11 protein-coding genes and 1 pseudogene are annotated in these 11,850 nt (G+C 58.8%); 3 read left to right on the top strand and 9 right to left on the bottom strand.

Annotated features, from left to right (window positions below; genetic code table 11):
- The first annotated feature begins 801 nt into the window (after positions 1-801).
- Complete coding sequence (locus tag M0954_RS00235) at positions 802-1,032, top strand: hypothetical protein (RefSeq protein WP_297351000.1); 231 nt, start codon at positions 802-804, stop codon at positions 1,030-1,032.
- Between the two features lie 283 nt (positions 1,033-1,315).
- Here M0954_RS00235 and ltrA read toward each other — a convergent pair.
- The 4 genes and pseudogenes from ltrA to M0954_RS00215 form a co-directional block, all read right to left on the bottom strand.
- Positions 1,316-3,171 (bottom strand): annotated as a pseudogene (gene ltrA / locus M0954_RS00230) (group II intron reverse transcriptase/maturase).
- A gap of 359 nt (positions 3,172-3,530) precedes the next feature.
- Positions 3,531-4,505, bottom strand: coding sequence for a dienelactone hydrolase (locus M0954_RS00225; protein WP_297350987.1), 975 nt, complete (start codon positions 4,503-4,505; stop codon positions 3,531-3,533).
- Between the two features lie 456 nt (positions 4,506-4,961).
- Positions 4,962-5,135, bottom strand: a complete 174-nt coding sequence (locus tag M0954_RS00220; protein WP_297350985.1) for a carotenoid oxygenase family protein — start codon at positions 5,133-5,135, stop codon at positions 4,962-4,964.
- Positions 5,132-5,620, bottom strand: a complete 489-nt coding sequence (locus M0954_RS00215; RefSeq protein ID WP_297350983.1) for an SRPBCC family protein — start codon at positions 5,618-5,620, stop codon at positions 5,132-5,134. Before M0954_RS00215 ends, M0954_RS00220 begins: the two co-directional genes overlap by 4 nt.
- Before the next feature lie 991 nt (positions 5,621-6,611).
- On the opposite strand from M0954_RS00215, the gene M0954_RS30290 reads away from it, so the two are divergent.
- Positions 6,612-6,839, top strand: a complete 228-nt coding sequence (locus tag M0954_RS30290; RefSeq protein WP_367279472.1) for an SOS response-associated peptidase family protein — start codon at positions 6,612-6,614, stop codon at positions 6,837-6,839.
- A gap of 168 nt (positions 6,840-7,007) precedes the next feature.
- On the opposite strand, the gene M0954_RS00210 is transcribed toward M0954_RS30290, so the two are convergent.
- Both M0954_RS00210 and M0954_RS00205 read right to left on the bottom strand, forming a co-directional pair.
- Positions 7,008-7,895: a serine hydrolase gene (locus M0954_RS00210; protein WP_297350981.1), complete on the bottom strand. Its 888-nt coding sequence runs from the start codon at positions 7,893-7,895 to the stop codon at positions 7,008-7,010.
- Entirely contained in the window at positions 7,832-8,161 is a 330-nt protein-coding gene (locus M0954_RS00205) for a hypothetical protein (protein ID WP_297351006.1), read from the bottom strand. Before M0954_RS00205 ends, M0954_RS00210 begins: the two co-directional genes overlap by 64 nt.
- Positions 8,162-8,437: 276 nt before the next feature.
- Here M0954_RS00205 and M0954_RS00200 point away from each other — a divergent pair, with 276 nt between their 5' ends.
- The gene (locus M0954_RS00200) at positions 8,438-8,755 is read left to right on the top strand and encodes a type II toxin-antitoxin system RelE/ParE family toxin (protein ID WP_297350979.1); all 318 of its coding nucleotides are present in this window, start codon (positions 8,438-8,440) and stop codon (positions 8,753-8,755) included.
- 127 nt (positions 8,756-8,882) lie between these two features.
- Here M0954_RS00200 and M0954_RS00195 read toward each other — a convergent pair whose 3' ends face one another.
- The 3 genes from M0954_RS00195 to M0954_RS00185 form a co-directional block, all read right to left on the bottom strand.
- Positions 8,883-10,019, bottom strand: coding sequence for a sensor histidine kinase KdpD (locus M0954_RS00195; RefSeq protein WP_297350977.1), 1,137 nt, complete (start codon positions 10,017-10,019; stop codon positions 8,883-8,885).
- 378 nt (positions 10,020-10,397) lie between these two features.
- The gene (locus M0954_RS00190; protein WP_297350975.1) at positions 10,398-10,895 is read right to left on the bottom strand and encodes a hypothetical protein; all 498 of its coding nucleotides are present in this window, start codon (positions 10,893-10,895) and stop codon (positions 10,398-10,400) included.
- A 369-nt stretch (positions 10,896-11,264) separates the two neighbouring features.
- On the bottom strand, positions 11,265-11,850 hold a 586-nt coding region (locus M0954_RS00185; RefSeq protein ID WP_297350973.1), incomplete at its 5' end, for a CBS domain-containing protein.

Here is an 11,850-nt window from a genome sequence, read left to right as displayed (position 1 = left end):
GACAGTTAGCCGACACGATAAGGGCAGAAGCGAGAATTGCCATTCGCTTCTGCCGCGTGACCTGAAATCGGCAGCCGCGAGTCTCGCCGAATACGCTGACGCCCACTGGCGCGAGGTCCCGGGCGCATGTCCAGCGTGCGAAAGCCTTGATCTGAAAAGAAAAGTGCTACCAGGCCCGAGATGTCGCTTGCCCAGTACGCATGCAATCCGTTATGGCAGGGTCCCCATTCGAAGGGCTCCGACATCCAGAAAAATGGGCAGGTTTTGTACGGTGCCGGTTTTCAGGAAAATCGCTCTCGAACATTTCCGATGCTTTATGCATAACTGTGGATTGCGCAGCACGCTGGGACCGTGCGATGCCGGAAGCGATGGAATTTCGCGTGTCCCAATTGTTGGCTTGGTGGTTAGATCATCAGCAACGAATTGACACATTGAGACCGTCTTCATCAAATGATTTCCCGCCGATTATGAAGGTCGGCGTGAGAGTGGTTCTTCCTGTTTCTGGAATGTTTATCAAGAGGAGGGCTAAGGACGAGTTGAGCGACCCATCGCACTGGTAAGGGCCGAGATGGTCGAACTGTGCCATCAACTGTCACTGGCCTTCGTCGTCGGACATTTGTTTCGAGGCGCTGAGCGATCGCTTACGTCGTATCCGGCGACAACCCGATTCAGTAACTCGTCTCGCGCGGGCGGCAATCACCCGTAGTTCGAATCGCATACCCCGGCTTGAGGCGGGGCATCACACGCGGACTACGCGCGATGATCCGACGGCGAAGCGCAATCGAGCCTGCCATCGGCCACATGAAGGCAGACGGAAAGAATGACGGACAGACTGCGCTGATGTCCGCCAAGAACGTGGAGGTCGCCCAAAGGTTGATCGCGCACCACGCCGACGTCAACGCGCGCGAGAAGTTTGGCTTTACAGCGTTGATGACAGAAGTCATGGCGGGCAGCGGATTTGCCCATTCGTCGATGGCCGCGACCCGATGCGCAATGCAGCTCGACTCGCGACGGGGGTCGCCTGCCGCCTGAAGGCAGATATCGTGCTTCGTGTCGGCCCAGTCGATACCGACATAGGCGTGAATGGCTGCTCGAGTAGAAGTGACATGTGGACCTCTGCAAGTAGTAGATTACGCAAAGGAACATGCATGCCTGCGTCCGCCGAAGGCGATATAGCGAGCCGGTGCAACGGCAAACCCTGAGTATTCGTTTGAACACAGGCGCAGCCGTATCAGCCTTCCCCGGAATGGCAGTCGGGTCGGCCTGCGAATCGTCTTTTTCGAGGCTTGCTCGGCGGTTGCGGTAGGAACGGCGGTTACCCACCGCCCCCCGCGCAGATCCGTACGTGCCCAATTAAGGCATACGGCTCCTGCCTTAGGTCATGACGCGAAGACGCTCCAGCGGATGTTTGTGGACAAGGCGCAACGGGGGCAGGAAGCGCTCAACGAGCGGTGCGAAACGCGACCAGGGCATGCGAGGCCGCTGGCTGCGTCGTCGCAGGGCAAACAGCCAGGCCCGTTCCACCTCGGCACGAAATCCGTTGAGGCGGTAGATATTGCCAGGCACCGCAAAGTAGTTGTAGTACCCGCGCAAGACCTGTCCGAGCCAACGCCCCACGACCGCTACCGGCTCATGCCGACGACGCAGGAGGGTTTCCCGTATCGCCTTCAAGGTGCCGCGCACGCGCTTCTTGACCGTCAGACGCAGGATGTCGAAGGCACCCCGCCTGCTGCGAGTGCAGCAGTGGGTAAAGCCCAGGAAGTCAAACGTCCCTGGCTTGCCAAGGTGGCGCGCTCGCCGGCGCTCCGCAGCATATCGACCGAACTCAATCAGGCGCGTTTTCTCAGGATTGAGAGCCAGCCCAAATTTGCCCAGTCGCTCTTCTACGGCAGCGAGGAACCGTCTGGCCTCGTGTTCGTGCTGGAAACCCAGCACGGTATCGTCGGCGTACCGCACGACGATGACGCGGCCATTCGCTTCCTTGTTACGCCAGCGATGCGCCCAGAGATCGAGAACATAGTGAAGGTACACATTCGCGAGCATTGGGGACAGCACGGACCCTTGCGGGCAGCCCCGTTGACTCACGATCCTACGGCCGTCCTCGACCACCCCTGCCTTCAGCCCCTTGCGGATAAGCAGTAGTAGCCGCTTGTCCGCAATCCGGTGTTCCAGAAACTTGACCATCCATTCGTGCGAGATTTCATCAAAGAACCCCCGAATGTCCAGGTCAAGAATCCAGTTCACCTTTTGCGTCTTGATTCCAATGTAGAGCGCGTCCAACGCATCGTGTTGGCCACGCCCGGCACGGAACCCGTATGAGAATCCAAGAAATTCCTCTTCATGGATCGCACCCAGTACGGTTGAAACCGCCTGTTGTACGATCTTGTCCTCCAGGGAAGCAATCCCAAGCGGCCGCTGCCTGCCATCTGCTTTGGGGATGTATACCCGCCGCGATGGCTGTGCCCGATACGTACCGGTATGAATCTCCCGATGCAACTCGTGCACCCGCGTATAGAGAACTCCCTCGTATTCCCGCCACGTCACTCCGTCCACGCCCACCGCCGCATTCCGGCGCAAAGCGTAGAAGCTTTCCACCAGCAGCGACGGCGTGATGTGGTGCATCAATGCCGTGAACCTCGTCCGCCGATCCCGGCGGCCGACCTCGCGTACACCGTCAAGTCCCATCGACGCGCCGGCCCGGCTCTGCGTCCGGGGCGCGGGAGGCTTTCCGGTGTTCCCCTTGGCTGCGTCCCTTCCCTCCATCGCCTCCGCGGGGGGAACCCCTTTGTTCGACGACTTCTCAGGTAATACTGACGCATCCGACTTCTCATCGACGTAGACGGCGGGCGTACGGCTTGTGGCCTTCCCCGCCCCTTCCGGGCAAACGGCCCCGGATACCGATGAGATCTCCCAGTTCCTGTGCAGGAAGCTTCCCGACATGCGCAGGGTCTCCGACCGCGCGGGATCGTCACATGACTCGCATCTAACGCCATGTACCGTGTTGCCTTCCGAGAAGTGAAACTCCGTCGGCATCCCGAATTCCTGATTACGCGGCTCAATGGCTGGCCTGCCGGTTTCCCCTGTCAACGCTTCGATGGTTGCCTCACGACAGCCACCGCATGACTCGGGGTCAGCGTGGTTTGCTAGACCTTCGCTGTATCGAACTTTCATCGACTACCTCCTGCCAGTTTGTACTGGCGCACTTCACTCGCGTTACGGCCTGCACACTCGCGCTATCACCAATTCGTGACACGCATCACCGAAGGCTTCAGCCACTTCGTTACCTCCATGACTACTCCGGTTGCTTCCGGCTGGAGCGATTGCCGGGTGGGACTTGCACCCACTGGAAAGCGCCGCCTTTGCACGGCGCACGCCACTTTCAGCCGTTCGACGTCGATATACAGACCGGCGATAATCCCGGGTGATCGACCTGTATCACAGAGTCAGGACGGGGCGGCCTGACTCTGTTCTCTCCCATCGCCGTGCCCCCACCGCAACACTAGCGTCGGGCTCATGTCGGCGAATATAGGTTACTGGAGGTTGCTATGAAAAAAGGCTGCGATTTGCCTTTCGATTTCAATCTGGATTGCCGCGCGATCAACACCCTGCGCGTCTTTGCACACCTCGGACACTGCCAGCTCTAGTGCTGGCGGGCAAACGTCCGTCAAGGTGAAATGCCCGCCTGGCATGTAGTCGACCTTGGGTGGGTACGGGAGGCCTGCTATCAGCGCGTTCAGGTTTTTTTCGCCGAGGTCACTCTGCTTCGGCCGAAACACGAGAGTCGGAATCTTCACGGCTGCTAGCCCGGTAGGCGTGAACAGCACGGCAAATGGGTCTAGTAAAACAAGTGCTTTCAAGGGCAGACGCGGAGTTTGAGGTAATTCGTCGGAGGGCTGAGCCTGCTTCGAGGGAGTCGCCCCAGTTTTATCACCTGGGCCAGCGCCGCATGACGTTTCATCGTTGGGATGCGCCGCGCAATAAGCGGCGAGATGCTCGAAATCTGGTATGCCGCCGGCATTCTCTAATGCGACTGCACCACCAAGCGAAAAGCCAAGCATAGCTAGCTTGTCCGCGTCTGCATGTGTCGCGAAACGAGGGTCCGCCATCGTGGCATCGAAGGCAGCAGCGATCTGATGCGGACGCTGAAGAAGGGGGGTCTTCCCGTGGATCGGTGTGACTACGATAAAGCCTTCGCGAGCGAGGTAGGTGGAGAGGTTCCGTAAAATGAGGGGGGAACCGCCTCCCGGGCCTCCGCCGTGCGACAGTAGCAGAACGGGAAACTGACCAGCGGCAATCGGCGCATTGCGGCTGGCGGATATCGGAAACGGACCAGCCTGCCAAGGTATTTCCACGGCATCGGTCGGATACCAGACAAACGTGTCGAACCGATCTTCATCAGATACCGAAATTCGGGTGACGCCAGCATGGAATGGTGCGGTTTGTGCCCATGCCGTCGATGCGGCAAAGATAGTCAGCAGAGCGATCGCGAGGGAGAGTATGCGCATGGCGGCTGGGCACTTTGTCATCCGAGGAAATTAACAATCTAAGGCGGCTGCGTAATGTAGGCTCGACTGTACTAGGCATCGTCGGGTTAGTGAAAATGTGGGCGAAAAGGCCCCGCAGTTGCACCGACCGCATCAGGCAGTGACCGGCCGGATACGGACCATGGGGCTAACGGTCCCGCATGTCTTAGACGAATAAAAAGTCTGGAGGGCAGACGTCATTACCCTTCGGTGACCGCGGGACTGTACCGGACATTCAAGATTTTGACTGGGCTGCGCCATTCCGAGGCTCACGCTGTCGGCTTTGACGAGAAACACATCACAAGGAAGCGCCGTCCCAGCCAGGACTCTTGGTGCGGTTTACGCCGTCGATCGCGGCGTGCACTTCGCCGCCCAGCGCCTGAAGGTAGAACAAAGCGCCCGCGAGCACGACGTCAGCAAACGACAGATCGGTCGCTTTTATTGCAATTCAAAGCCGCCATGAAAGCCAAGCGGAATGGCAATCGGAACTGCGATTCGAGCCAGGATGTCTAGCGTGCGCGCATCCCAGATCGTCAGTTCGCTGCGTTGCGTGACAGATTCATAAAGGGGAAAAATTGCAAAGCGTTCAACCCATTGCCGCGCCGGCTTCATCCATGCTCGATGCCAAGCAGCCGCGCGTCCAGCCGCCGCGCTAGCGCCGCGCCGCCTTCGCGCATCACTGAATCGTGGTTCCATTGGAAAACTGGTCGCAACAACGGCGCCAATGCATTCATCCATGCGCGATTCGTATGCACGCACCAGTCATAGCGGACCACCGTAAGGTCGCGTCCGTCGGTCGAAAAGCTCCACCGACCGGTGCCTTCGACGTCGCCACTGGCTTCTCCCTCCAGCGCGACCAACGGATCGACGCGCGTCACTCGCATATCGAACACGAGGTGATACGGCAACCGGCCTTTCCACGTATAGCGTTGCAAGATGCCCACGCCTTGATCGGAACCCGCTTCTAGCTGGTCCACGCGCTCGACGTTATTCCACCATTCGGGCCAGCGCGCCGAATCCTGGATTGCCGCCCAAACTTCCTGCACTGGCGCATCGATGCGCCAAATGGTGAAAAAACGGTATTCGACCGTCCGCAAGCTGCCTCCATTCTTAGTATTCTTCCGGAGATTTTGTCAGATGCTCGCTGCACTTGCCATAACCGGCGAAACAGCAGCGCGTTTCAACGCCTCAATATCTCGCCGAACCATCTACAACAAAACGTAAGACAGCTAGAGGCAGCCGCCAGTGCACGAGAGCCGACGGCCGAGAGCCTCACCTGAGCCAAACCCGGCCGACTGCTGCCTGGCGCGAGCGCCTCATGTCGACCCCAAGCGACTGTTCCGGTTCGCCGAAAACGGCCATTCGCCATGGCAGTTCGGCGTCGCTGATAATCCATCCTGGCAAAGGCGTTGACCGCTACCGTACAGACCTATCCTGCCGCACGTGGGACCGTAACGTCACACCATGCAATTACCGGACATTCAGTGATCGCCGTCGTAAGCCTTGCATGCATGGACGGCCTTCAAAACGTCGTACGATGCGCGAGTGGTTGGCGTTTGCATTCGCACCGACCGGCATTCTCACCTGCCTCGCCCCATAGCTTTCAACGCAGGGCGTAGCTGAGCCGTAAACCGTGTGTTACCGACATGTCTCGGACGTACCGTCCCAGGGACTCACTACCGGAGGTCATCATGCGCACCTACCATCCCGAGCAACGCCCAAACAGCGACAAACAGCGACAAGAGCGAACACAACATCAACGGAGCCCAACGTCGGGCTACGCGGCACGCTGATTCAACCACACCCGGCCCGCGGCCGTCATGTTGATGACACCGCAGGTACGCGATTCGTATGCAAGCCCGGAGCTTAATGGTTCTTCCGCTATCGAGCGCGGCGTATCCGCCAGGGAATCTGGAATCTGATCAAGCGATTTGAGAGTCTGGACGGCCTCGGGGGAGAGTTGGATGTACGTGGCGGCCTCCTGTTATTTTGATCATCATGGACCGAATGAGTTTTTACCGTCTGTACGGTAGCGTCTGCTTACTTCAATCTTTCTGAGGCTTATCCCAGTTACCGCCAGACTCGTTCATCACGACAGCGGCGAGATCAGGGCTCTTTGACGTGCATGGGCGAAGTCCACTGATATTCGCGGCCGACGCCGACCGCGAATGGCTGGATCCTTCGACACCCGCGAAGGAGGTTGCCGATCTCGCGCGCACCGCAGCCGTGCCAGCCGATGAATTCGAATGGTTTCAGGTTAGTTCCGCAGTCAACCGGGTCGGAAACGACGGAGCAGGATTAGCCAAACCGATCTGACGCACGGTCCGTTGCAAACGAATTCCCCTTTGTGTGCTATGTCGCGGTGAGACGCGAATTCGAACGATTATTACCTGATCTAAGCTTATCGGCGGTCCTAGGCCACACGTCGACGATTCGATTCTTGACGTGGCCTCTGCAGCAACCTTGCGTGGCGTCATTGCCCCTTTACTCAGGCATCCCAGAGTCGCGCTTGCCGTACCTCGGCTCCGGCCCGATGTCCGTCGCGCCCTCTGCGGATTCAGCCAGCGACACCAGTTCCTCCATGTTGTGCTGGTGCATGCTCTTTGAAGTCAGCCGGTCATCGACCAGATTCACGACGACCAGATCGAGCGAGGGCACCACGACGGCATACTGGCCGTGGCTGCCATCGGCCCAGTAGGTTGGCCTCAGCAGCGCCACCTTCGGACCATGTGGACCGCTTGCTGGCGTACTCGTCCACCACATGTATCCGTAGCCGCCGGTAGACGTATTGGAGTATGACGTTGTCGATTCGGCAACCCACGCAGCCGGAACAATCTGCTGGCCGCGCCAGCGGCCGTCATGCAGGTACAGTAAGGCGAAGCGCGCCAGATCGCGAGCGCTCATGTTGAACGGATAGGCCGGATACCGCGTAGCAAATCCGCCCGACACATAGTGTCCATCCGAAGGTCGATAGTCCTGCATGCCAACCGGATTTGCGATCTCCGTCTTCAGGGCGTCAAAGATGCGCTGCCCGGTTGCCTTTTCGTAGATCACGCCAACCGTGTTGAAATCCCAGTTGTTGTAGTACCAGAACGTGCCCGGCGTATGGCTATAGCGCGGCGGCCTAGAAGCCTCCATCCCTGCGGTTTCATAGACCGTCGGGTGATAAACGCCCGAGCGCGCCTCGAGCAGCATACGCACGGTGGCCTGCTTCTCGGTTGGCGTCAGGGATGGCTCGCTGTCGTCGATACCAAGTTGCTCCAGCGTCTCATCAAGACTCATCTGGCCTTGTGCGACTGCAATACCAATCAGGGCGCTCGCGAAACTCTTGCGCGCCGAATGAAGATTCGACTTCCTGGAAACGTCCCCCATTCGGCGACCACCAGGCCGTGCTGGACAATCATGCCGGAGGTGGATCCTTCCCGTTTCGCATAGGCCACTGCCTGATCAATTCCTTCCTGCGAGAAGCCTGCTGTCGCAGGATCGACACGGGTCCATTCGGCACCGGGGAACGGCGATTGCGTGCTGTATTCTTCGAGCGCTGAGGCTGGCGGCTGATCCGTCGCACAGGCGCTGAGTACCGATGCCAGCAAGACACTACTGGCGACACAAGCTGCAGACTTGATATTGATCGTCATTCCTCGCTTCCCGTACTGGTTTTTAGCCGCCGTAACGCCGTTCAGACACGTGCTCTATATCACCAAGTGGACGCATGGTCGGAGCAGATCGAACGGCCACGGCAGTGGATTATCAAGACAGCACTCGTCCAATACCTCGCGCGCGAGGCCGGAAAGCGCCGCTTGATTCGGGAGGGGCTGGACGACGTGACTGCCGGTCGCCTCATCCCGATGGGGCAAGCCCCGGGCGTGGGCGAACAGCCTCGGCACGGATAACGAATTGCCGGCGCCGAAAGCGTGAGCGTCAAGGTCGTCCCCACCCGTAAAGCGATGTCAGACCTTGGGGTCGTTGCCGACCACATCAAGAAGTGCAACGACTCCCCCACCGCTCGCAAAATAATCAGCGCGTTGCTGGACGAAGCGGAACGGAAAAAGACCACTTCCATCGGTTGGGCGAAGAGCTTGAAGGATATGACGCCCTCCGCTCGCGAAGTGCACCGCTGGGTGTGCCTCGCTCGCAGGTACGAACTGCACTATGAAGTCCTGCCGCCGCATGCTGAAGAGCTAACGACGATTGCCGTGCTTCGCGTATGGGATACTCGGCAAGATCGCTAATCCGCAGGTGTCTGAACTACATATAAGGATATCGCTACGTTTCACCATGAAGGCCCCAGGCACGCGTCGGTTCACCGGTTTGGTTGCGACCGCATCGTGATCACAGGTAGCCCGAAAGCAGTCACGCTCAGCTAGGCCGGACTGTATATCGAGGCAGGCTAATGGTGAACACACAACCTGTGCCAGGCACATCGCGGACACTGAGAACGCCGTTGTTTGCCTCGACGCTGCGCCTCGCGATTGAAAGACCTAGACCTAGTCCGGTTCTGTCTTCGCCATTCTGGGTGAATGGCAGGAACAGTCGTTCTGCATTACCCGGCGGCAGACCGCCGCAATGATCTTTCACATCGATCAGGATGCGATCCGATAACGCGTAGGCGTCCAACGTCACTTCGGTGTGTTGGTGCGTGAATTTAAGGGCGTTTTGCAGCAGGTTTCCCAGCGCCGAATAAAGCTGGCCGCGGTCCCCACTGATGGCAAGCCCCTTATCCACAGCGGAAACTGTCAATGCGCACCCACGAACCTGGGCTGCAAGGTCAGCGGCATATTTCACTTCAGCGATGAAGTCGGCAACGGAAAACATTCTGGATTGTGTGGAAATTCCCGCTGCTGTACGTACCTCATTAAGGGAGCGAGCGATCAGATCGCGCAATCCGTCCAGGCTCCGCTCCAAGACCGACCCCGTGGCTCCGGACAGACTCAAATTCCCCGCTTTCGCCGCCGTAAACGCGAGCGTTGCAGTCTGAAGAAAGTTACGCAGTTCGTGCGCGAAAAGCCCAAGCCGTTCATGCATCTCAATGGCTTGCCTGTCCGCAACAGCGAAATCACGTTGATAGCTGAATTCGGTGACCGCATCGGCAATGGCATTGTCCAGACAACGGTTGAGGGTTCGAAACTCGTCTATCAGAAACGGCGCATCACGCTCGTAGGCGAGATCTGTAATGGCCTGGCACAGGTCACCATAGTCGTGAACGACCTGGTCAACCGAGAATCCGAGCTTCAACAACTCGCCTCCGTGCTGTGCCGCTGACTTGCCGATTTCGGATAGCGACGCCCCGCCGCCCGACGGGCCAGAAATCCTGCGGCTGTCCATGGGCTCCGATGTCTGCTCCAGTTGAAGCGTCCTGATGAGTTGATCCAGGAACAGCGGCACACCATTTTGAAGCTGCTGTGCGGTCGCCTCGCGCGCGGGCCTCTGTGCTACCTTGGCCCGACATCGATCGATCAGTTCACTGCGGTTGTTTGCAAGAAAAACGTGCATCATGACGCGACCCTTGGATGTTGGTTCGTCTTTCTGGAGTGGGCGGCTTCGCGAGACCACCAGGACCCGCTACCATCGGCCAGTGCTCGTGACGCCAGCCAGGCGCGGCGATATTCTCTTTTGAGTAGAAACAACTGCCATAACTCATGTTACGCGCTCTGCGCGCTCGGATTATGTCTTTGAGCGAAGCGCCTGTCGTGCGCGTATGGAATCACAGAGCCCGGCACGCTGCGGCCGGTCAGCGCCGCGACGGCAGGTTGCGCTCCTGGTTCACCAGACTGAGCAAGACGAGTCTCCCGGACCGCTTGTGGCCGGTCGCCGCCGGCCACGAAGATCGCATACCGACTCAGAGCTGCCACCAGCGCCAAAGGCGAGGATTGCTCACAACAATTTCGCGATTGCATCGCGCGCTTCAATGGCGAGAATTCTGCCCCCTTCGATGTGACTGCGATCGATATCAAAATTCGGGTCGGCGATGTCGCCGGGAGGAATCGTTTCTGCAATCGAATGACCGACGGTGACAGCGTGCCGCAGATGTCCAATCTGGGTCGCCAGGTCCTGCTGGACAACGTCCCAAAGTGGGAAAGACGCTAGCATTGCCCGAAGCTCGGTCCATTCGCCAGTTACACCGAGATGCATGTAGTCGTTCATACCTGATTCGGTTTTCATCGCTCCGGCCAGGTCTTCAAGCAGGATGACGGACTGTTGGGCCAAGGCAAACAGCGCAGCAAGTCTAACTTTATTTTCGCGCTTTTCAGTCAGGTAGCCATGAATGAAAGGTAACGACGCAGCGGCCGTCACCGCGAAAACGCTACCCGCTGCCTGTACCCATGCAGCAAGCCCCGGATGCGCTTCGATCCAGCGGAGAATGACATCCATGTGTGAACTCCCCGAGGTTTATCTTCTGATCCGGTGGTAATGGCGATGCAAGCCGCGCGCGGACTAGCGGTGCGTGACCTCAAGAAGATCAGCAGCGCTGCTGAATCCTCGGCCTCCCAATCGCAGGCTTGCCTACCGATACGTGGGCAAGCCGACAGGGCTTTCTGCTCACGGTTCTGGATCCTGGCTTGACGATGTAGCAGAGCCCCTTGCGCATGTTGCCCCAACGCTTGTCCCGAGCAATACCAGGCGGTTTGGACCTGAAGGCGCCCGCAGACCCATCATCGGTCTGTCAAAGCAACGTGGTGACGGTGCGCTAGCGCATTTCGCGGCGGCTCTTGCGATTAACGCACCTTGATTTAAGACGCGTCATTCGCGCTGGGGAGCCTCGCGGTCAATCTCCCCCGCGGCCTGCTCCCATAACTGCACGTCCCGGCCCTCCGGCGTACCCGCCCGCTCCCACAAGTCACGGGCGCGGCGCAAGATCCGGGCTTCCCTCTCTGAAGTCGGCTCGCGTTCTTCAACCGTCGCACCTCCCTCATCGACACGGACGCTCGTCACGTCGTACCCATCGGCGAGCTGATGCCAGGCCTTGAGGTGGTTCATCTCTTCGAACTGGCTGATCGCCGTCGCGATCGCTTCTGCCTTTGTGCCCTGGGCGACCGAAACGCGCATCAACTCGCTGCGATGTGGGTGACCGCGGTGGTCAGTGAAAATCTTATGAAAGATCACTTCATAAGGCCGCCGTTGAGAGGCGCTGCCGCCTATGTCAGAAAGGGAAATAACGCCTATCAGGTGCCGGTCCTCACGATCGAGGACTGCCAGACGATGGACATGATTCTCGCTCATGATGGTGGCTGCCTGTTCGACCTGATCGTCCCCAAAGCAAAAGAGAACCTCGGCCGACATCGCCTCGCGCGCGGTCATCTGGCTAACGTCCCGTTTACTTGCGACG

The sequence above is a fragment of the Paraburkholderia sp. genome (assembly GCF_026225065.1).
Taxonomy (GTDB): Bacteria; Pseudomonadota; Gammaproteobacteria; order Burkholderiales; family Burkholderiaceae; genus Paraburkholderia.
Note: the sequence above shows the minus strand (reverse complement) of the source record. Positions and strands in the feature narration are given on the sequence as shown.